Genomic DNA, 22,396 nt, shown 5'->3' with positions numbered 1-22,396 from the left:
TCCATGTATAAAATTTACGCTCTCGTTGTGGTCATGATATTGGCTGTAACTGTTTTTAATGCAAAGGCGCAAACTGCAAATCCTGTGCCCGCGGGTGTGGCAAAAGGGCTTGTTAGAGATACAGTGCAAAATTATGTGCTCAAATCGGCCACAGTGTCTGTGTACAAAGCTGCAGACAGCACTTTGATAAGTTACCAGGTTACCAATAATTACGGTGAATTTAATTTTAAAACCCTCCCAATTAATGTTCCGTTAAGGGTTGATGTTAGTCATGTAGGCTATGCAACATTCAAAAAAAACTTTACCATACCTGCGGGTAAAAACATTGTAGATTTAGGGACCATAGTGGTAAACAGAAGGGATGTAATGCTTAAAGATGTAGAGATTTCTGTACCACCAATAAGTATGAATGGCGATACACTTGAGTTTAATGCTGCGGCTTTTAAACTGGATAGCAATGCAGTGGTTGAAGATTTGCTTAGAAAAATACCAAATGTTACCCTTTGGGGAGATGGGAAAATTACTGTGAACGGACGTGAGGTTAAAAATTTACTGGTAAATGGTAAATCATTTTTTGGTGGCGATATGAAAATAGCTACGCAAAATCTGGCAAAGAACTCAATTCAAAAAATACAAGTGTATAATACAGCCAGGGATCAGCAAAGTACGCGTGCAGATTCGACCTTGGAAATGAACATTAAACTGAAAAAGGGAAAAGACATTGGCTTTTTTGGTAAAATTGGTTTTGGGTATGGTACAGACAAGCGTTATGAGGCAGATGCGAGTATCAACATGTATTCGCCAAAAATGCAGTTAGCTTTGGTAGGGGCAATGAACAATATTAACAAAACTGCCTATAATACTGAAAGTTTGATGGCTAACAGTACATTTAAGGGCGGGGGAACCAACGTTGAGTATCAGCCCGATTTTAGAGCTACCGGGTTAAACCGGCCTCGTTCTGCTGGGGCAAATTTCGCTTATGATTTTATAGAGAAGCCCACGTATCAGAAAAAGAGCACGCTTAAAGCCAATTACTTTATACAGGACAGACGCAGCGATAATTTGACGGAAACCCAAACTACTACTTCAATAAACAGCACTGCTAAGAATATAGAGAATGGAAACAGCATCAGTTCCTCATCAAATACCAATCAGCGTTTCGATTCAAACTATGAACTGGCAAAAAGGGGCCATAGGTTAAATCTTTCGCAGGCTGTGAATTTCTTTAACGGAGAGAATGTTGATCAAACTTTCAGGACGGCCGGAACGCTTGAAAATGCACTTACAAGTACAAATAACTCGCTCAATACGAGTCATAACCAGAATGCTAACTATAATGTGAACGGGAGCTATTATTATTCTCCTTCATTTTATACAAACAAAACACGATTTACCGGGCTCAATATGGATTTTAAATTACAGGGATACGAAAACGAGGGGCAACGCGTAAATATTACTGAATTTAAGTCCTTTGTCAATTCTACACAGAACCAGAAATTTAACCGTAAATACGATACCAAAAGTAATGGTTCTAGTCAGGAGTTAAATTTAACTATTCCAAATGCACAAAGGCTACTTTTTACATCCAAAAATTTTTCAACCTTAAACTTTAAAATAACCAATAAGCTAAGCTTAAGAACAGACGATAACGACAATCATGTTCAGGATTTAGATACGGTAACCAACATTTACAGGGGGAATGCTTATTTAGGTAACCGTGTGAAAACAACTTTGCTTGAAGAAACACCAGGCATAGGTATTGAAAAATCCTTTCAGAAAAGCTTATCCAACAGGTACTACAAAACACTTACGATAAGGTTTCATCCAAAAATGATCATGATGTCGCAAGACAACCGTTCTGATCGCTCTTTTCAAAACATCAAACGTAGTTACCAGAAGTTTGTTCCGGACGCGGGCATAGACTATTATAACTATCAATACGGAGAATACTCCAGAAATTACAGCCTTAATTATTATACAACGTTAAGAATTCCAACCATACAGCAATTGGCTCCGTTAACCGATAGTACTAATTTGTATTACCTGCAAAGGGGTAATATTAACCTGAGGAAGTCTGTACAGCAGGAATTGGCTTTTAATTTTAGTCATAACGATCAGCGTAATAAAAATACCCTTAATTATTATTTCAGAGCAAGTGCAGGTATAGTAGATGATAATATTGTAGATAGCCTTTTAATAGATGAGCAGAACAGGCGAACGGTGTTTCTGGTAAATGCGGATGGGCATAAGTACCTGAACTTGTATGGTTATGTTAGAAAAGCTTATAAATTTAAGTCTTCAGAACTGCAGCTATATTTAAGTACAGATTTGAATACGAACAGGAACCCCGGATACACCAATAACGTGTTTACTTATTCAACCAATTTAAATACCAACTCCAATGCCAATGTTAATTATACCTACAAAAGCTATCTGGCTGTAGCGCTAAATCAGTCTATGTCTACCTATAAATCCAGACAGGAAGCTTTTAATACAGGGTATAATGGTAAAAACCTGGGTACAACCTTGAGCACCAGTTACAATGTAACCAAGAAATTTACCTTAAACAGTAACATCACCTTTAACAACAGCTCATCTTCAAATGCTAAGGATATTAACTTTACCATTTGGAATGCAAGTGCCGTATATCGTTTTCTTAAAGGCAATAATGCCGAGTTTAAGTTTTCGGCCCTCGATTTATTGCACCAGAACAGCAGTGTAATTAACTATGGAAGTGCTAACAGTTTTACTGTGGGCAGGCAAAATGTTTTGCAGCAGTATTTTATGACCACTTTGTCTTATTATCCACGACAATTTGGGAAAAAGGGAGGTAAAAAATGATGATGAATTAAAGCAAACCTTGCTGGTTAGCAATGCTTATCAGTTCAGCTACATTTTTAGCCTTTAGCTTTTGTAATATATTTTTTCGATGATTTTCTACTGTAAACTTGCTTAAAAAAAGGAGCTCGGCAATATGGGGTGTTGTGGTTCCATTGGCAATTAGTTTTAGAATTTCGGTTTCTCTTTGTGTGAGCTTGGCTACTCTGTTTTCTTTTAGTTGTGCTTGTATAAGAATGTCGTTAATGGCCTTGCTAAATGTGATCCTGCCATTCATGGCCTCATCAATACAAAACATAAGTTCATCTATAGAAGCATCTTTTAGCACATATCCACTTGCCCCATTTTCAAGCATTTTCATGATACCGCTTCTTTCCTGGTGATTACTAAAGGCCAGGACAATTGTTGTGGGAGAGATGTTTTTTATTTCTTTACATAAATCCATGCCATCAATACCTGGTAAAACAATGTCTAAAAGCACAATGTTAATGGGAGTGGTTTTTAAAAAGGAAATGAAATCCTGGCCATTGGTAAAACTGCCAATAAGGTTAAATTTTTCTTTCTTCATTAAAAGTTTAGTCAACCCCTCAATAACAATTGGATGGTCGTCTATAATGGCAAGGGTGGGTTTAGGAATTAACATGTAGTTCTATATTTATGGATGTACCTTGTTCGTTCTCTTTTGATAAAATTTCTATTGTTCCGTTTAAATGCTCAACTCTGCTTTTCATGTTTTTTAGTCCCATGCCTTGGTTTTTGATCGGCTTGTCAGCATTGAAACCCTTACCATCGTCGTCAATAGTAATGAAAAAAATATGCTCACTTTGTGTGCATTGTAAAAGGATATTTTTGGCATTGGCATGTTTAACAGCATTAGCAAGGGCTTCTTGTACAATGCGGTAAATGGTAATTTGCTCCTGAACAGGTGGTTCAGTCTGTATGTTTAGCCATTGAAACACAACATCCAGATTTTGAGTGCTTAATGTATCGCATAAATCACGTAATGCTGCCTCTAGACCCAGTTTTAAAAGCATTCCTGGTATCATATTGTGGGCTATACGTCGAAGTTCTGTTATCGCATTTTCCAGTTGAATAACTATGTTATCCAGTTCAACATCGGTATTGTTGTTTTTTTCCTGTGTATAGTGGGTTAAATTGACCTTAGCAGCGGATAGCATTCCGCCCAAACCATCGTGCAAGTCACGGGCTACGCGGTTTTGTTCATCCTCCTTGGTCTCCAGCATTACCTGGACCACGTCTATTTGCCGTTGTCTTTCTATATCTCTCAGCTGCTGTTGATGGTAAAGTTCTTTTTGTGCTGCCAGTTTCTTACTATTTCTGTAAAAGAACCAGCCCAAAATGATAATTACTAATAAAAATACACTAATGAGACCTAATAGCCAGTTTAGCAAAAGGTTTTGCTTGATTTTATTATTGGCATTTTCGTTTGCGGCATTCAGGGAAACAATTTTTTTCTCCTTTTCTACAGTTTTGTATTTTATTTCAAGGTTACTTATATCGGTTTTTAGTTTGCTTTCACTTAAACTATCTCCTAGGCTTTTGCTCTTTTTTAACCAGGCGTAGGCTTTTGCCATATTGCCTGTTGTATGGTAAAGGCTGGCCAACGCATCAAATGTTTTTAAACGATTTTGAGTTAAAGAGGTTGTCTCTTTTAGATTTACCAGCTCAATCAGAATTTTTTCTGCTTCAGGATAACGTTTTTGTTCAATAAGAATAGTGTGTTTATCAAAAGCGATTTCCTGTAGGGAATAATTATCATTGAGCTCTTTGGCCAGTTTAATTGCCTCATCGGCATGTTGTAATGCTTTTTGATGTTGTTTGGTAGCCACAAAATATGTTGTGGCACATTTGTAATAGTCGAGTTGAAATACTTCTATCCGATAATGAGAAACTATGTTTTTTGATCTGTCTAACAGTGTTTTGGCTAAATCCAGATATTTTTTAGTTTGCTTATAGTTCTCTAAGCCTGAGTAATTGTCTGCTGCAGTTAAGTACGCATTTACCAGTAAAAAATATTGACTACGGGGCGCGTTCTGAAAGTGTTCAATACCTTGATTTAGATAGGGGATTGCTTTTTTGTACTGCTTTATATTCATAAAAATGGTAGCTATTGAAATATATTCAGTACCCAGCCATATTTTGTCTTCTGCTTTTTTTGATAATGGAAGCACATGATTAATCAAAGCATCTAAGGCTCCTTTATGGTCATCCTGATGTTGCTGCACCAAAGCATAGTTATGCCAGGCTCCAGCCCTTTCCTGGTAGGCTTCTTTGGTCTTGAAAACAGAAAGCTCTTTATCAGCTTTTAAATAATTGATTTCACTTTTGGTATTGTCTATCCCTAAATAATAATTAGCCAAATAGGAATAGTACATGGCTTTCATGTAAGGATATTTATCGGCAAAAGCCTTGCCTTTTTCCAGATAAGCTTTTGCTTTAACGGTATCTTGTTCTCTCCAATAGTCAGCTAACAGGAAGTAATTACGGGATCTTATACTGTCGGATTCGGTTTTACTGATGAGTTGATTAAGGCTGTCGAGATACTTGTCTGGAGTAGAAAATTGTGCGCTGCTCCTGGTGGCGGTCAGCAAAAGAAGTAAAATAAAGCAATACGTTTTCATTGGTTGGTAGGATGTAGGGTGATTTTTATCTCCTGATAAGGTTAAGCATAATCTGCAGCTTATGGAAATAAAATATAGAATATAGCTGAAAACAGCTATCTGTAAATGACTGCTTGCAGTTATTGCCCTACCTGCTTTGTGGAGGTAACTTTGGACAAATAAGAAATACAACCTATGAAAATCAAAAAAAATGTAATGATGCTTGCCTGCGGTATAGCTGCCTTAACCATTTTATTTTCGTGTAAAAAGAAAGATGGTGGAGATGGCCCTTCAAGCGGAAAGAAAGCAAAAATCACTTTAACTCTTTCGAGTGACTTTAAAAAGGCGGAAAGTGATAAATTTGATGTAACGCTTGTTGCGTCGAAAACAAATGGGTCAACTGTAGATTGGAATGTTGATGGAGTTTTGGTAAAAGGCGCCTCGCTAAATCTGGGTACCGATAATTTTAACGGGGGAAAGACAATAGTGATAGAATCAGCTGATAGTTTCTATACTGGGGCTTTAATTATTGGCGGTTTTGAATTTGGAGCAACGCCTTTTACGGTTACCTACAAAGTTGAGGTTAATGGAAAAGTAATTGATCAAGGATCTGAAAGAATAGTAAAAGACAGAGATCCGATTTTTACAAAAACTATTCAATTGTAAGCAGATATTGTACGCTCAAAAAAGCCCGTATCATTGTACATGGTATGGGCTTTTTTATTCTAATGTGTTTACCACAAAGTAATTTAAAGGTAAAACTATAGTGGTCTTATGGCCAATACTTTGATGCTAGTTGCAGGTGCTGTACCTTTGTATACTTAAAGAAAGAAAATTTATAAAAATATTAAGTATATGTATCCAGAATATTTAGTTGAACCAATGCGTGCTGAACTTACAAACGTAGGTTTTGAAGAATTAAAAACTGCTGCGGAAGTTGATAGTGCTATAACAAGCGAAGGAACAGTGTTTGTAGTAGTGAACTCGGTATGTGGTTGTGCGGCTGCAAATGCGCGTCCGGCTGCAAAATTAGCTGCTGCTAACGAAAAACACCCTACAAAATTGGTAACGGTTTTTGCTGGTATGGAAAAAGAAGCGGTTGACAGAGCTAGAGGTTATATGTTGCCTTTCCCACCGTCATCACCTTCAATGGCTTTGTTTAAGGATGGTAAACTGGTTCACATGATTGAGCGTCATCAAATTGAAGGTCGCCCTGCACAAATGATTGCAGATAGCCTTATTGGTGCTTTTGATCAGTACTGCTAAGAATAATAAAATATAAAAAGAGGGCATTAGAATAATTCTGATGCCCTCTTTTTGCGTTTTGAAAGTTTAGTTTAAGGAGCAGCGAATATAAAAGTGCTTATTGAACGTGGAGGTAAAGTAGTGTCTGCTATTGGATAAGGGCGTATATTGTCATTTTGCTTTTCAGATGTTATATAATGCTTTTTAAGCTTTCCTTTAAGGAAGTCTTTAAATTCAAAGTCAACTTTTTTAGCTTCTTTGGTGTAGTTAATTACGTTTACAACTACGTTTTTCCCTTTTGGATCTTTAAATGCAGAAATCATTACCTGCTGGGCAATCTCCATGTCGCTTAACCCATCGTTTCTTTGTGTTTCTATCCGAACCATACCTGGGCGGATAAATAGACTGTAATGCCCCAATACCCATAGGTTTTTAGTTATGGTGTATCTGGTTTCAGGTTTGCTTGCTCTTTGCGGGTTTAATGCAATAAGGAAATAACGTGGGTTTAATGGACTTCCTGGCTCGTATGCATTCCAGAAATGCCAGGCAGAAGCATTTCCGACAGTAAAATCATGGTTAATTACCTTTGCAAGGAATAACGCATGGTCCATCTCGTTAGGCTTGCCTGCTATTTTATCTTTATAGCCATTGCCAAGCATTGAGTATTCTGATTGCCAATATTCCAGACCTTTGTATTTTTTTAAGGTATCTCTTAAAGATTTTCTGGTGTTTATAAGGGTCTCATCTCCATTTTCTGTAAAGTAACCATGGCCTTCAACAAACTTTGTACTATTGCTAAAATTGCCTATGTAAAAAGGGCTTTTTGGATTCCAGAAACTGTCTATCTGTCGTGATGTTCTTCCTTTGTCGGCATATAAGTAATCGAGCTGACCTGCCTCAGTAGTTAGTATTTTTGTGTTGAGCTTTTGCTTTGCCAAACTGGTGTTTAAAGACTTAATGGTTTTAAACATTTCTTCATTTGTCCAGGGGCTACCTTCCTGGTTAGATGCTTTTAGCCAATCCCATTGGGGCTCATTTATTGGGCTTATGTAGTTAAAATGGAGGTTCATTTTATCATAATGTTTTATTACTTCGGTAAGGAAATTTGCATAAGCATCATATTTGTCGGGCCTTAAGTTTGTGGAACCATCTTTATGTGATTTGTAACCGCGACCGTTTTTGTTAAATTGTACAGGGGGGCTATTTACAAACGCAATTAAATCCTTTACCCCATAATTTTTTGCTTGCTGCAACATCCAGGTGTATCCTTGCTGCTTGTTCCAGTTGTAAGTTCCATCAGGAGATAGAAAACACTCCACACGACGTGCGGGATCTGCAATTCCACTGCTGTCGCCTTGCTCTGCAGTTCCTCCGCCAATGTTAAATCGCCATGCAGATAGGCCGATGCCTTTGGGTCTGCCGTCTTTTCCTAATTCTTTACTAAATAACAATTCGGCAATATGCTGCTTTTCGGCTAATGGCCATTGCTTGCCAATTTCTTCTGTATACCAGCAACCAGATGCGCCAATGTTATGTATTTGCTGTACTGTTTTATTAAAGAGGAGTGTGAATTTAATTGGTTTCTGTTCCTGACAGAATGAAATTAAGGCACTTGTTAAAAGGAATAAACTGCAGGTTATTTTTCTGATAAATGTGCCGGGAAGGAGGGACTTAATTTTCATTGAAACGGTTTAATAAAGAACAGCTTAATATACGTATAACTCTATATATCATATTCTATATAATAGTTTTTAATATATTTATGTGTGATGAATAGACTAAAATTTACATTAGGCGTAAAAAAGATCGTTTTATTGTGTTGCCTGGCCGGCTCGTTTACCGGTGCTTACGCCCAGGATTTGACAGAAATAAAATTTACGGTAACCGAAGATAAAGAGTGGACAAATTTATTTGCCAGAAATAATGGGTGGTTTGGTGGTGATGGTATTTATACAATCCCATTAAATGGGGTAGAGGCGGGTAAACCGGAAGCTAAGAAGACACTCTTTATTTTTAGTGATAGTATGATCGGGAACATTAAAAATAATAAAATGGAACCCGGAGCTAAGATGATTCATAATAGCGTAGCGATATTAAAGGGCGGAAAACCTATAGCGGAAAACCTGACTTTTTATTGGAAAAAAGATGAGAAGGGTGGCGCGGAAACGATATTTATTCCAAAAACTCCATTAACTGGTCCTACGGATTATTATTGGCTTGGAGATGGTTTTGTAAATCAGGAACAGAATAATGCCATCTACATTTTTGGATATAGGGTTAAACAGGTTAGTGATGGGGCTTTTGGCTTCTCGGAAGTTGGCAATACTCTAATAAAAATTACGGAAAATGAAAAGCCTCCTTACAGTAATTTCGAACAAAAGGATACTCCATTTTATTTAAGCAGCAGTGAAACTGGAAAGGAAATGGGATCGTTTGGTGCGGGCATATTTGTAAATACAGCTAAGGCTGGTGCGCCCAATCCTGATGGCTATATTTACGTTTATGGTGTAAAAGGAATGGCTAAAAAAATGCTGGCAGCAAGGGTAAAGCCTAAAGAATTTGATGACTATGCTAAGTGGCGGTTCTGGGATGGTGCAACATGGAACACGGATATTAAGAAGGCCGAGGCCATAACAGATCAGGTTTCTAATGAGCTTAGCGTGTCGGTATTGCCAGATGGGAGATATGCTTTAATTTTTCAGCAGAGTGGGATGGGAAGGATGGTTGGTATGCGCTTAGGGAAAAGTCCTATTGGGCCTTTTGGGCCAATAATAAAATTGTGGGACACCTCTGATGCATTAAATAAGAAGAGTTATTTTTCATATAATGCCAAGGCCCATCCAAGTTTATCTGAAAAAGGAGAACTTTTAATCAGTTATAATGTTAATTCTTTTGATTTCTTTAAAGATCTTGAAACAGAGCCTCATTTATACAGGCCCAGATTCATTAAAATAAAATTTAACTAAAACTGAAAAGGAAATGTAAAAATGAGTGAAGCACCAGAAAAAAAGCCAATATTCTACGACCGATGGGCATTTAGATATTTAGCAGTAGCCTGTTTGGCCTTAATAGCTTGTGCAGTTGGGGCAATTTTTTATAATCATCATCCAAAACCTTTAAAAGAAAACAGATTTGCTAAAAGAGATATTCATGCGGGTAGCAGCAGAGCAACATTAACCTTGGCGAGTGGTAAAAAAATTAGCCTGGATGCAGCGCCCGATGGAATTCTGGGAGAGGAATCGGGATCTAGCATTGTGAGAACGGGAAGCGGACAAATTACTTATGCTGTGCATGAAAATGCGCTTGGTTCTGATACACTGGTAAATGTTGGTTTTAACAGTCTAGAAACTCCTTTGGGAGGCCAATATCAGGTTCGTTTGCCTGATGGCACTAAGGTTTGGTTAAATGCAGCATCTAAATTAACGTATCCGGCATCTTTTGCCAGAAATAAGGAACGTAAAGTGGAGCTGAGTGGTGAGGCCTATTTTGAAGTTGCGAAGATTACGCCCGTAAATGCGCCTTTTATAGTGATTTCAGGAAAACAAAGGGTTGAGGTTGAGGCGGCACGCTTTAATATATCTGGTTATCCTGATGATCAGGCGATAAAAACCACACTGCTTGAAGGGGTTGGTAAAATCAATTATAATCATATTATAAATGCTGGTGAACAATCTGTAAATAAAAAGGATAGTTTGGACATCGTTCCTGCAAATATTAAAGAAGCGGTTGCCTGGAAAAATGGCTTGTTTTTATTTGAAGATGCAACTTTGGAAACTATAATGAAAAGTATTGCAAGATGGTACGATGTTGAAATAGTTTATTCAGGTAAAAATGTAAGTAAGGAATTGTTTAGTCTGTCGGTTTCAAGGTTTGATAATGTTTCTGCGACTTTAAAGTCATTAGAGAATACGGGTTTTGTGAGGTTTAGGATTAAAGGGAAAAAAATAACCGTTCTTCTCTAAGTCTGGCATCTGTTGCGAAAAGCAACAGCACCAAGGCCTTTTCGAATAAGGTGATTTTTAAGTAAAGTAAGAATGTTAGCTTTGTTGCATTAACCCTTCCCCCCAATGCGGTTTACTTTAAATTCAGTGTCTGAGATGGGGCCTAGGAACCATTTGCAACCTTCAGCACAATTTGTTCCAGCCCATGAACAGATCACTTAATTTAAAAATCTTTATTAAGAAGCTTCTCCAACTCCCCAAAAGATACATTCATTCTTACACGGCCTTGTTTTGCATAGGCAATCTCGCCGGTTTCTTCTGAGACTATTACCGCGACGGCATCTGTAGTTTCGGAAACACCAATGCCGGCCCGGTGACGAAGACCAAACTGAGGTGGTAATTTATCATTATCCGTTAAAGGAAGGATACAGCTGGCACTTTTGATCTTGTTTTCGGCAATAACAACGGCTCCATCATGGAGTGGGCTGTATTTTTGGAAGATACTTTCAAGAAGGCGCTTTGATATTTTTGAATCTATTACCTCACAGCTATTGGCAAAAAGCTGATCGTCGTAAAACTTAACAAATACAATTAAAGCTCCTGTTCTGGATTTTTTCATGCTTTTGCAAGCATCGATAATGGGTTTTATCCTTACTAAATTGTCGCGCTCAATGTTTTTACTTCCAAACAGATAACCCCACCAGGCTTTGTTTTGCTGTAGAAATGTATTTTTCCCGATGAGTAACAAAAAACGCCTGATCTCTGGCTGGAAAATAATGATGAGGGCTATTATACCCACACTCATAAACTGGTTAATAATGGTGGATAGTAAATTCATCTTTAATGCATCTACAACCCAGTGTATTACCAATATGATTACCATACCTAACAATAGGTTTACCGCCAGGGTATTCTTAATCAGGTTATAGATGTAATAGATGATTAAAGCGACAAGAATAATGTCGACCGCATCTGTTACTGTTACTTTTAAGAAATCAAATTCTAAGCCTTTCATTATTGCCAAGTTATGGATTTTTATTGTTGCTGCGTCTTTTGAACTAAAGCAATACACTCTAATGCAGCTTTCACATCGTGAACACGCAAAATGCCTGCCCCTTTTAACAGGGCTATAGTATTCAATACCGATGTTCCGTTAAGTGCTTCTTGCGGGGTTAAGCCCAGGAATTTATAGATCATTGATTTTCTTGAAAAGCCTACAAGCAGGGGGAGCTCAAAGATATTAAAGTCCTGAAGCTGATTTAATAGCTGATAATTCTGATCTAAAGTTTTTGCAAACCCAAATCCGGGATCCAGTATGATATCTTTTACCCCCAGTTTCTGTAATTCTGCGAGTTTATGAGAAAAATAATCTGTAATGTCTAAGGTGAGATCTTTGTATTCTGTTTGTTGCTGCATGGTTTGAGGCGTTCCCTTCATATGCATCATAATGTATGGCACCTGAAGTGAAGCAACAGTTTCAAACATGGCTTCATCCATATCGCCCGATGCGATATCATTTATAATATGAGCACCTGCTTCTATACTTTCTTTCGCCACTCTGGCCCTAAATGTGTCTATAGAAATGATTACTTCAGGTAACTTTTTTGTGATAGCCTCTACAACCGGAACTATTCTTTTTAACTCTTCATCCGGACTTACTTCTGCTGCACCAGGACGAGAGGAATACGCCCCTATATCAATAAACTTAGCCCCATCTTTCAGAAATGCTTCCGCTTTTTGCAATGCATCGTCTAAAGAACCGGCCCTGCTGTTATTGTAAAAAGAGTCTGGGGTTAGATTAAGGATGCCCATTACACATGGAGCACTTATATCCGTCAGCTTGCCTTTGACGTTTAGTGTAGTCTTTCGGTTTAAAAATGTATCTTTAGCCATTGTTTGAATACAAACTTAGATAAAATCTTTAAATGATTTTACTCAATTAGAATACTGTATTAAAACGGATGTAAACTTATTATTTTAATCGTTTTGGCAACAAACACTTCACAAGAATTTGACTCGGTAATAGCGGTTTGCAAATCGCTTTTTTTAAAGAAAACAAACGACTATGGAACAGCATGGCGGATACTAAGGCCGGCTTCTATAACAGACCAGATTTTTATTAAAGCACAGCGAATCCGTACGCTGGAAGAAAAGAAGGTATCTAAAGTAGGAGAAGATGTGGTTTCTGAATATATAGGGATTATTAATTATTGTGCAATTGCAATGATGCAACTTGAACTGGGAGAAGATGATCCATATGAACTGGGTGTAGAAATGGTAGAGAAGCTTTTTGATGAGAAGGTAAATGGCACTAAAGAACTTATGTTTGCCAAAAATCACGACTATGGTGAGGCCTGGAGAGACATGCGAATCAGCTCTTTAACAGATCTGATTTTAATGAAAATATTAAGGGTAAAACAAATAGAAGACAACCTGGGGCAGACCCTTGCCTCTGAAGGAGTAAATGCAAATTATCAGGATATGTTAAATTATGCTGTTTTTGCTTTAATTAAGTTGGGCGTAAAATAGCAGGTAGACAATGAATAAAGCGGTACTAAACTTTTGCAGGATATTTGTTGGTATCCTCTTTATATTTTCAGGGTTAATAAAAGCAAACGATCCGCTTGGGTTTGGCTATAAACTACAGGAGTATTTCGAGGTATTTCATATGCCATTTCTTAGCGGTATGGCTACCGGAATTGCAATACTGCTTTGTGTGTTCGAAATTGTGCTGGGCGCCTTATTGCTTTTTGGTTTTTGGCGCAAGCAGGTAACCACCGGTTTATTGGTAGTTATTATTTTCTTCACATTTCTAACCTTTGTTTCGGCAGCATTTAAAGTAGTAACCTCATGTGGTTGTTTTGGCGATGCCATTCCATTAACGCCATGGCAATCGTTTTCTAAAGACCTTGTTTTACTGGTGATGATTGTTTTTTTATTCAGAAACCGCGACAAGATAAATCCTGTTACTAACCATGCCGGATGGCAAAGTGCTTTATTTGCTATTGTACTTACTTTTTCACTGATGTTTAGTCAGTTTACCTATAGCAGATTGCCAATATTAGATTTTCTGCCGTATAAGGTTGGCGCCAGCTTGCCTGAGCTGATGAAGATACCGGCAGGGGCAAAGCCTGATGAATACTTAATCATGTATAACATGAAGAATAAAGAAACAGGTGAAACAAAGGTGATGAGTGATAAAGATTATCTGAAAACAGAAATCTGGAAGGATGATAACTGGGAAATTATTGGAGATCCGGAAAGTAAACTGATTAAAAAAGGTTATGAACCTAAAATAAAAGACCTGCAAATAACCGATGCTTCGGGCACTGATTATACCAAAGAGCTGATAGAAAATCCTTATTACAATCTTGTAATTGTAGCCTACAATTTAAAAGATTCTAATGAGGAAGGTATGGCCAAAATAAATGCCATCGCATTAAATGCAACAGAGCAATTCAATATCAGGTCGGTATTGTTAACTTCCAGCTCAGCGCAGGATGCAGATGCTTACAGCAAAAGAATGAAACTGTTTAGCGAGATTTTTTATGCTGATGCTGTTCCTTTAAAAAGTATGGTTAGGGCAAACCCTGGTGTACTTTTGTTAAAAAACGGTGTTGTGGTAAATAAATGGCATTATAATAATGTCCCTTCTTTTGACGAACTTACTAAAATGTATTTTGCTAAATAATCATGTTGCAATACGCTTTTAAAAAATTCATTTATGGATTTGCCGTTATGGCGGGCGTAATTGTAGTGGTTTTTGTATTGTTTAACGTATTGCCCGGAGATCCGGCAAGGATGACCATGGGGCAGCGATCTGATGTGCAGTCATTAGAAGCTGTACGTAAAGAGTTTGGCCTGGATAGGTCCAAACCAGAACAATTCTTTCTTTATTTAAACGATCTTTCGCCAATAGGCTTGCATGATAATAATAAGGAAACCAAAGATAAGTACCGCTATATAAAGCTGTTTCCCCTTGGTGATGATGTGGTTGCCTTTAAATGGCCTTATTTGCGGCGCTCTTATCAAACTAAGCGTGATGTTACAACCATTCTTACTGAAACTGTTCCTAATACGTTTATTTTAGCTCTTACGGCTATGATATTTGCTACAATAATAGGCGTTTTTCTAGGTGTGTTATCTGCTGTGCACAAAGATAGCTGGATTGACAAGCTTGCCAATGCGTTTGCTATTTTGGGGATATCGGCCCCATCTTTTTTTGCAGGGATTATTATAGCCTGGCTTTTTGGCTTTGTACTTAGCGATTATACCGGATTAAATATGTCTGGCAGCTTGTATAGCTATGACCCATTTGAGGGAGAGGTGACCACCTGGAAAAATCTGTGGCTGCCAATGTTAACGCTTGGGTTAAGGCCTCTGGCTATTATTGTACAACTTACGCGCAGTGCGATGCTGGATGTTTTAGCGCAGGACTACATTAGAACCGCGCGGGCTAAGGGTTTGGGTAGAAACGCAATCATCTACAAGCATGCACTTAGAAATGCTTTAAATCCCGTTATTACTGCCATTTCGGGGTGGTTTGCTTCGTTACTGGCAGGTTCATTTTTTGTTGAATATATTTTTGGTTATAATGGTTTAGGACGCACAACTGTGAGTGCACTGGAAATGTCGGACTTTCCGGTGGTGATGGGTTCCATACTTTTTATTGCCTTTGTTTTTGTAGTAATTAATATTTTTGTAGATATATTATATGCCTTTGTTGATCCGAGGGTAAAATTGGCTTAAGAATGAAGATATTTCTGATTGGATTTATGGGATGCGGTAAAAGTACTTTCGGTAAAAAACTAGCCGTAAAGTTAGGTTATGATTTTATAGATCTTGACCATGTGCTGGAAAACGAAGTAGGTTCTAATATTGGAGATTACTTTGCAAGCCATGGAGAGGCTGCTTTTAGAGCTCTGGAAAGCAAAGTTCTTAAAGAATATAATTATCCTGAAAACTGTGTTGTTGCAACAGGTGGGGGTGCTCCATGTTATTTTGATAACATGGATTGGATGAATAACAACGGAACTACACTTTATATAGAAATGACTCCGATTGCCTTAGCTAAGAGATTAGAAAAAGGTAAAGAGAAGCGCCCTCTATTAAAAGATATGAATGAGGAGCAACTGATTGGCTTTATCGAGTCGAAACTGGCAGAGAGAAATCCATTCTATAAGCGTGCTGCTTTAAGTATTGAGGGAATAAACTTAACCCCTGACAAGGCTGTAGCTCAGTTATTTTAAATCTTCCAGATATTGATTGGTTTGTTTTTCTACTTCTAATACCGCATACTTAATTGTCGAGCCTATTCTTGTAGTTTCGGTTTTTACAGGGATTGAAGAAATGGTGGCCAAAGCATCTGTATAATATTTACCCCAGGTTGATATAATGTGCCCCTCTTGCGAAACGTTAGATGTTCCATTATTGATGGCTTGCTTGCTTAAGTCAAATTCTGTTTTTAATCTGATTAAAGCGGCAGTTTTTACTTCATTAATGGTAAATAAAGCTGTGCTCTCATCTGCAGTTGTAAGTAAATAGGCTGTAGTTAAAGCACTAATGCCAACATTTTTCATGGTTACAGCAGATACTTTATCGATCCTGTCGTTATCAGTATGGTAAAAAACATCTGTAAAATGCCACAGGAGTAAGCCGGGGATTTTACTTTTCAGGAAGGGTGTATGATCGCTGCCACCTTCAAAAGGGTTGTAATTGACTTTCCAGTTTGCATGTTTACCTTGGTCGGTACAGATTTTCATTACCAGATCATTGTAGTAATGAGGAAAAAGGTCTTTTTCTTTTACATCACCTGCGCCCCACTCCGAATGTTTATCGTTGCCTCTTGTCCAAATTGCTGAAGGATCCGGCATTTTTTCTATAAGAAAAGATCCTCCTGTTTTCTCTGTGTTTTCGCCAACCATATCCAAACTCATTCCCCACATAATTCCTTTGGCTCTTTCATTATTCTCTTTGATATATCTTTGGGTTGATACAATTTCGTCACCCCATAAAAATGTTAAGGTTCTTTGAGGGATAAGTTTTCCTGATTTTACCAATGAGGCCGAGAGTCTTGCCATTTCGGCTAATGTTCCTACGCCCGATGCGTTGTCATTTGCCCCTGGCTCCTGAACATGAGCGCTATATACAAAACGTTCATTTGGGTTGGTTTTCCCTTTTATGTTAGCAACTATGGTTAACTCTTCAGAAGCATAACTGTTGGTTTGTATGGTAACGTTAAGTTTAACGGGGCCTTTTGCTAAGGCCTTCTTTAAGCGTTCCTTAGCCTTAAATGAAAGGTTAATAGCCCAGCCATTATTGTCGGGATTATTAATTCCGGAGAATTGAATGGAAGTTTGATGTTTTTCAGGTTGAGTGTACGCAGGCATAGCATACCCTAACACTCCCAAAGCCCCGGCATTGATGGCTACGTTGAATAATCTGCCCGAGCCAATTTCAGAAAATACAATTTTACCTTTAACATCCTTATCTTCAATTGAGCTGATCTCGGTGGGATTTATGTAAATTACCTCGGCCATAATGCCATCGGGAGGGGTTGAAGCGGAGTTTATTGTAATCATATTACGATTTGTTTTAAACTCTAAAAGCGGTTCATGTTCCCCCTCAATACTTATTGCAGCATTAACCGGCTCCCACGTATTTTGTTTCATGGGACGTTTTTCGATGCGGTAGGTTAATAAGCCTTCCGCCTCGTCATTTTGTTCCTTTACAAATCCGGCTTCTTTTAGTAGGTTTTCTACATAATAAATGCTCTCGTTAAACCCTTTGTTGCCGGGCAAACGCCAATACTGCTCCACAAAAGCTGCGGTTTTGAGTGCATTCTTTTCGTTGAACCCTTTTCGTGTAAGGTCAAAATAGGTAAATGTAGGATCCTGCGCAAAACTATGCGAAGTGTATAATAGTAATGCGATAAGCAAGAGTCTTTTCATGCATATAAAATATGCCGAAAGATACGTTTATCTATTAATATCTTGTCTCTTTTTCATAGAGTGGTCTACCGAATAGGGACCAGATCCAACAACCCAAAATAAAACTAATAATAGCAATACAATAATGGAAAGCCACAATTCAGAATTCAGAGCTGAAAAACCATGTGCCAGGTTTACAAAAAAAACTGCGCACAGTAGTATTGGGATTTGTATAACGGATGCAAATCGGGTAAGGAGCCCAATAGCTATTAAAAGACCCCCAACTAAATGTACAAACCCTACAATGTGAACGGCCAAACTCGCCATCATTCCAGAAAAACCAAATACGTTATTCTGTAGTAACAGGTCCTGAAGCGCAGCACTGTTACTAACAATTGCAATGCCTTTGCTAAAAATGAGAATACCTAAAGCAATACGGATAATGTCTAACCATTTGGCATGATGTACATCACCCCAGCGCTCGATTTTTTGAATAACAGTCATGATAATGCCTCCTATTTTTATATTGGTCTATTAAAGCTAACTAATTCTAACTTAATAATCAATAGCAAAATATTAACAATCAATACCTTATAATGTTTTCCAGGAAAGGTCGGCGTGATTCTGTAAAATGGCTGAAAAAGCGGTTCTGCGAGGCAAATTTAAGTATGGATAACTGACCTTTGATAAGTAAAGCCCTTGGGGATGAGCAGGGGTAATTAAAGCGGGAGTCTGTTTTGTAAAAAGGTAATTCTCAAATTCGTCTACACTTAAAACTCCTCTTCCTATTTTTAACAACTGACCCATAATGATGCGGATCATTTTGCTTAGGAAGCGATTTGAAGAGATATGGAAGCGTAACTTGTCGCCCGAGGGGTCTATTGCCAGATTTGCTTCCATTACATTGCAAATAGTGTGTTCGTATTTGTCGGGGCTGGTACAAAAAGCTCTGTAATCTTTATACTTTGGAAGTACATCAACCGCTTGTTTCATTTGATCAAAATGAAGATCTTTTAGTAAATAAAACGAGCTTAGGCCATTAAGAAACGGATCTTTATAGGTGTGGATAAAGTAGTCGTAAGATCTAAGTACGGCGTCGAACCGTGCATGTTGTAAGCCATCCATTGCAATGATATCAAATATGGCAATATTGGCAGGTAAGAGCTTATTTAGCCTGAACAAGAGGTCGAAATCCCATTCATCTTCAACATCCATATGAAAAAAGAACTGACTGGCATGTACATGTGCATCTGTACGCCCGCAGCCTATAATAAAAACAGGGGTTTTTAGCACCTGTGTTAGTGCTTTTTCGAGTACCCCTTGCACGTTTAATACCCCGGGTTGCTTTTGCCAGCCGTTATAATGCAGGCCATTATAGCCTATATGGACAAAGTATCTCAATATCTTATTTTCTAGATCTTCTGCTTAATTCATCAACCGGCATAGCAAGCATTCTGCCTACCGGTTGTTTTCCTTTGTAAGTAATCACTTTAAGTGTAGTGGCATCCTTAGGGGGCGATAACTTTTCTGTATACTTAGGATAAAAACGATCGGGAAATGAATTGTCGAAGCTGTAATAAATATCAAGCCCTGGCACTTCTGTGCTCAATTCAATCATAAGTTGCTTATCTGCCGATCTGCTTACGCTAAATATAGGATCATAAACACTGGGAGCATATTTTGTTTCAGCTACGTCGAGCCTTTTAAAATGCTGTTCAACGCGGTTAAAGAAATTATTCCAGTTTTTCTTTTCAATAGGAGACCATACAGATTCTGCTATTGCCATACCTCTTGGCCAGGTCATGTACTCTGCCTGACGGATATTATAAACTTGTTCAGTCCATAGGTTTGCCTGCCCTCCTTTAATGTATTTTTTGTCGACACCAGCAGGGATTGGGTCAAACTCATAAGATTTACTTAATCTTAATGAAGCATATACCTTAGGTTCTGTAATGACATCAGCCTGCATATAATCAAGGTAGGCATACGTAGTAGGGCTCATCACCACTTCATGTTTCCTTTTGGCAGCCTCAATTCCGTATTTCATACCCCTCCAGCTCATTACTGAGGTGTTTTGTGGCATATCTCCGTCGAGAATCTCATCCCAACCCATAAATTTCTTCCCTTTTGATTCTACTATCTTTTGCACACGCTTTTCAAAATAACCCTGAACCTGATGCATGTTTTTTAAGCCTTCTTTTTTCATTAAAGCTTTAATACTGTCGCTCTTTTCCCAAAAATTAAACGGTGCTTCATCTCCCCCCATATGGATGTATTCGAAAGGGAACAATTGTGCAACCTGAGTAATTACAGTATCTAAAAAGCTGTAAACTTTTTCATTAGCCGGACACAGTGTATTATCTACCAAAGCAATAGGAGGGGCGCCTCTTGACCAGTCCATAATTCTTTCGCCGGAACGTACACGATAGTTCTCTGCACCAGGTGTGCATGACAGTTCAGGATAAGATGCAATTGCCGCTAAACTGTGCCCCGGAACATCTATTTCGGGCATTATATCTACAAACCTGTCCTTCGCATATTGGACCAGTTCTCTTATGTCATCCTGCGTGTAAAAGCCACCATAATTACGAGGCTCATCAGCAGCTGGAGGGAAGAAATTCCCGAACTCACCTATTTTTTTTACATTCCAGGCACCTATTTCAGTTAGTTTGGGTAAGCCCTTTATTTCAATTCTCCAACCCTCATCATCAGTCAGGTGTAAATGCAAGATGTTGTATTTGTAGCGTACCATTGCATCTATATACTGTTTTACTTCTGCTTTGGTGAAAAAGTGACGGGCAACATCAAACATCAAGCCTCTCCATCCAACCCGCGGATAATCTGTTATTTCTACACAAGGGGCCTTCCATTCTATATTTTCAACAGCCTCTTTACTCTCAATTTCTTTAGGAAATAGCTGAATAAGACTCTGGGCGCCATAAAATAAACCAGCTGGCTTGTTTGCTTTAATGGTAATATGATTAGGTGTTACCGTTAATTGGTATCCCTCTTTACCTAATGCTGAATTTGTTTTTTCATTTAAAATGAGGTTAATGGTTGAGCCTGCAGCCGGAGTGCTTACCTCAGCAACATAACTTCCGGTAGGAATAGAAAGCCTTTCCTGTAAAAAGGCAACCACCTGTTTTAGTTCTGGTGTTGCCGGAGCTTGTATTACTACATTTGAGGGAAGTATAAAATATCCTTCACTTTTTATAACAGATACGGGCTCTGGTATAATTGCAATATCAGGGGCATTGTTTACTATAGCAACGGTTTCTGTGGTTGCTTCGGTATTTGAAATGGCATACTGACCGAAGACAGGAATGCTTAAAAGACTTAAAAAGAGCAGGTAAAGGGTGTTTTTCATAATTGCCGCAATTTATCACTTTACTTAAGGGCATCCAAAACCCTGAATAATTTTTTACTGATTCCGGAACCGGAATAGTTGTTTATGTTTATTACAATAATATATTTATTATCGTTCTTATCGGTATAATATCCGGCATATGCCGAAACATCGTTAATGCTGCCGCTCTTAAGTTTCATACCGTTGTTTTCAGGTAAAGATTCATAATAAGCAGGAAACCAGCTTTCTTTTTGACTTTGAAACAGAACGCTTGCCATTGCAGCAGTGGTAACTCTGGTGCCTGGCGATAAACCGCTTCCATCCAGAATATTTAAAGCCCGGCTATCTATTCCTTTTGCTGACCAGTAATTAATTTCAGTAGCGGCACCGTTTTGTGTAGTAGCTTCTTTGCCCGACTTCCAGGCAATAGTTTTTAATAAATGCTCTCCATACAAGTTCACACTTTTTTTATTGAACCAGTATACTATTTCACTAAGGTTAGGGGAGCTTATTTTTGATAGTTTTTTGGTAACTACCGGCATAGGTTTTTGTTCAGCAGTCAATTGTCTGGCTGTTGTAGGAGTTTCTGTTGCGCTTATGCCTATGCGTTGTAAAGTATCCTGTAGCCTAAAGGCCGCATCAAAAGCAGGATCGGGGAGTGCTGCAGATACACCAGATTTTGAAATGCCAATAGCCCAGCTGCCTCTTAAATAGGCTGTATTGCCAAGTGGTGGTAAATAAGCGTAAACCTTGTCTCCGGTGCCTTCAGCACCTGCCTTTAGTTCATTTACAAACCTAATGTAGGGCATTTCGGGTACGGCTTTTAAAACAGTTACTGTTCTATCGGCTCTATTAGCCCTTAAGTGAAGGTCAAATTGATTTTCTCTCCAGCTAAGTGCAGAGGCTCCTGCACCATAATAATTGCCTATGTCTTGCCAAATCCATCCATCGGGGGTTGTCTGACTTCCCCATAAACCATCATCGCCTATAACTTTTCCGTCAATTTTTTTAATTCCAGTAGCTTTAATGGCGCTTACCCATTGGTTTAAAACAACGCCCTCTTTACTGCTTTCATATCGCCATGAACCCAGTGTTGGGTCTCCGCCGCCCACGATAATCAGGTTTCCTTTTAATGTGCCATCTGGACTGATTGTACCGCTATATGCCAGGGTTGTCTGATATTGAAAATCTTTACCAAGTAAGCCAAATGCAGTAGCAGAAGTAATTGTTTTTAATGTAGATGCTGTAGCTACACCTATATTTTCATTTCTACTGAAAATGGTTTGCCCGGTTTTGGCATCAAGTACACACAAAGATGTTAATGCGTATTTTGCCTGAGGATCTGCAAGGAAATTATTAAAGGCTCGTTCCAGTTTTTGCGCAGGAGTTTGCGCATAAACAAAACTTTGAGACAATAAAAGCAGTAAAAGGAAAAATTTCTTTAGCATAGGCATTTAAAAAAAAAGTGATGTAAAA

General features: G+C 38.3%; 19 protein-coding genes. 9 read left to right on the top strand and 10 right to left on the bottom strand.

Annotation, left to right across the window (positions count from 1 at the left end; all coding sequences use genetic code 11):
- The first annotated feature begins 3 nt into the window (after nucleotides 1-3).
- The gene (locus CPT03_RS15410) at nucleotides 4-2,841 is read left to right on the top strand and encodes an outer membrane beta-barrel protein (RefSeq protein WP_157766463.1); all 2,838 of its coding nucleotides are present in this window, start codon (nucleotides 4-6) and stop codon (nucleotides 2,839-2,841) included.
- A 7-nt stretch (nucleotides 2,842-2,848) separates the two neighbouring features.
- Here CPT03_RS15410 and CPT03_RS15405 read toward each other — a convergent pair whose 3' ends face one another.
- Nucleotides 2,849-3,481: a response regulator gene (locus tag CPT03_RS15405; protein WP_099439667.1), complete on the bottom strand. Its 633-nt coding sequence runs from the start codon at nucleotides 3,479-3,481 to the stop codon at nucleotides 2,849-2,851.
- Nucleotides 3,468-5,480, bottom strand: coding sequence for a sensor histidine kinase (locus tag CPT03_RS15400; RefSeq protein ID WP_099439666.1), 2,013 nt, complete (start codon nucleotides 5,478-5,480; stop codon nucleotides 3,468-3,470). Before CPT03_RS15400 ends, CPT03_RS15405 begins: the two co-directional genes overlap by 14 nt.
- Nucleotides 5,481-5,654: 174 nt before the next feature.
- On the opposite strand from CPT03_RS15400, the gene CPT03_RS15395 reads away from it, so the two are divergent.
- Nucleotides 5,655-6,125: a hypothetical protein gene (locus CPT03_RS15395; RefSeq protein WP_099439665.1), complete on the top strand. Its 471-nt coding sequence runs from the start codon at nucleotides 5,655-5,657 to the stop codon at nucleotides 6,123-6,125.
- Nucleotides 6,126-6,314: 189 nt separating this feature from the next.
- Nucleotides 6,315-6,725, top strand: coding sequence for a BrxA/BrxB family bacilliredoxin (locus tag CPT03_RS15390; protein WP_099439664.1), 411 nt, complete (start codon nucleotides 6,315-6,317; stop codon nucleotides 6,723-6,725).
- Between the two features lie 71 nt (nucleotides 6,726-6,796).
- On the opposite strand, the gene CPT03_RS15385 is transcribed toward CPT03_RS15390, so the two are convergent.
- Complete coding sequence (locus CPT03_RS15385) at nucleotides 6,797-8,386, bottom strand: glycoside hydrolase (RefSeq protein ID WP_099439663.1); 1,590 nt, start codon at nucleotides 8,384-8,386, stop codon at nucleotides 6,797-6,799.
- An 87-nt stretch (nucleotides 8,387-8,473) separates the two neighbouring features.
- Between CPT03_RS15385 and CPT03_RS15380 the strand changes: the two genes are divergently transcribed.
- Nucleotides 8,474-9,670, top strand: coding sequence for a DUF4185 domain-containing protein (locus CPT03_RS15380; protein ID WP_099439662.1), 1,197 nt, complete (start codon nucleotides 8,474-8,476; stop codon nucleotides 9,668-9,670).
- Between the two features lie 21 nt (nucleotides 9,671-9,691).
- Nucleotides 9,692-10,666, top strand: coding sequence for a FecR family protein (locus CPT03_RS15375; RefSeq protein WP_099439661.1), 975 nt, complete (start codon nucleotides 9,692-9,694; stop codon nucleotides 10,664-10,666).
- A 202-nt stretch (nucleotides 10,667-10,868) separates the two neighbouring features.
- Here the strand turns inward: CPT03_RS15375 and cdaA are convergent, their stop codons facing one another.
- Both cdaA and folP read right to left on the bottom strand, forming a co-directional pair.
- Nucleotides 10,869-11,660 (bottom strand): diadenylate cyclase CdaA, encoded by a 792-nt coding sequence (cdaA, locus tag CPT03_RS15370; protein ID WP_099439660.1) that lies wholly within the window; start codon nucleotides 11,658-11,660, stop codon nucleotides 10,869-10,871.
- Between the two features lie 20 nt (nucleotides 11,661-11,680).
- Nucleotides 11,681-12,538, bottom strand: a complete 858-nt coding sequence (folP, locus tag CPT03_RS15365; protein WP_099439659.1) for a dihydropteroate synthase — start codon at nucleotides 12,536-12,538, stop codon at nucleotides 11,681-11,683.
- 93 nt (nucleotides 12,539-12,631) lie between these two features.
- On the opposite strand from folP, the gene CPT03_RS15360 reads away from it, so the two are divergent.
- Genes CPT03_RS15360 through CPT03_RS15345 form a run of 4 tightly spaced genes read left to right on the top strand, consistent with a single transcriptional unit; the run spans nucleotide 12,632 to nucleotide 15,894 of the window.
- Nucleotides 12,632-13,174, top strand: a complete 543-nt coding sequence (locus tag CPT03_RS15360) for a DUF1599 domain-containing protein (RefSeq protein WP_099439658.1) — start codon at nucleotides 12,632-12,634, stop codon at nucleotides 13,172-13,174.
- 10 nt (nucleotides 13,175-13,184) lie between these two features.
- Nucleotides 13,185-14,336: a BT_3928 family protein gene (locus tag CPT03_RS15355; RefSeq protein WP_099439657.1), complete on the top strand. Its 1,152-nt coding sequence runs from the start codon at nucleotides 13,185-13,187 to the stop codon at nucleotides 14,334-14,336.
- Nucleotides 14,337-14,338: 2 nt separating this feature from the next.
- Nucleotides 14,339-15,394, top strand: a complete 1,056-nt coding sequence (locus CPT03_RS15350) for an ABC transporter permease (RefSeq protein ID WP_099439656.1) — start codon at nucleotides 14,339-14,341, stop codon at nucleotides 15,392-15,394.
- Between the two features lie 2 nt (nucleotides 15,395-15,396).
- Nucleotides 15,397-15,894: a shikimate kinase gene (locus CPT03_RS15345; RefSeq protein WP_099439655.1), complete on the top strand. Its 498-nt coding sequence runs from the start codon at nucleotides 15,397-15,399 to the stop codon at nucleotides 15,892-15,894.
- Here the strand turns inward: CPT03_RS15345 and CPT03_RS15340 are convergent.
- The 5 genes from CPT03_RS15340 to dacB form a co-directional block, all read right to left on the bottom strand.
- Nucleotides 15,886-17,595 (bottom strand): M28 family peptidase, encoded by a 1,710-nt coding sequence (locus tag CPT03_RS15340; RefSeq protein WP_099439654.1) that lies wholly within the window; start codon nucleotides 17,593-17,595, stop codon nucleotides 15,886-15,888. The genes CPT03_RS15345 and CPT03_RS15340 overlap by 9 nt on opposite strands.
- Nucleotides 17,596-17,622: 27 nt before the next feature.
- Entirely contained in the window at nucleotides 17,623-18,078 is a 456-nt protein-coding gene (locus CPT03_RS15335) for a DoxX family protein (RefSeq protein ID WP_099439653.1), read from the bottom strand.
- A gap of 87 nt (nucleotides 18,079-18,165) precedes the next feature.
- Nucleotides 18,166-18,975, bottom strand: a complete 810-nt coding sequence (locus tag CPT03_RS15330; RefSeq protein WP_099439652.1) for a tRNA pseudouridine synthase A — start codon at nucleotides 18,973-18,975, stop codon at nucleotides 18,166-18,168.
- 4 nt (nucleotides 18,976-18,979) lie between these two features.
- Nucleotides 18,980-20,941 (bottom strand): beta-N-acetylhexosaminidase, encoded by a 1,962-nt coding sequence (locus tag CPT03_RS15325; protein ID WP_099439651.1) that lies wholly within the window; start codon nucleotides 20,939-20,941, stop codon nucleotides 18,980-18,982.
- Between the two features lie 20 nt (nucleotides 20,942-20,961).
- Nucleotides 20,962-22,368 (bottom strand): D-alanyl-D-alanine carboxypeptidase/D-alanyl-D-alanine-endopeptidase, encoded by a 1,407-nt coding sequence (dacB, locus tag CPT03_RS15320; protein ID WP_099441141.1) that lies wholly within the window; start codon nucleotides 22,366-22,368, stop codon nucleotides 20,962-20,964.
- Nucleotides 22,369-22,396 lie beyond the last annotated feature (28 nt).

This window comes from Pedobacter ginsengisoli (assembly GCF_002736205.1).
Lineage (GTDB): Bacteria > Bacteroidota > Bacteroidia > Sphingobacteriales > Sphingobacteriaceae > Pedobacter > Pedobacter ginsengisoli_A.
The sequence above is the reverse complement of the archived record's forward strand: the minus strand, read 5'-3'. Positions and strand labels throughout refer to the sequence as shown.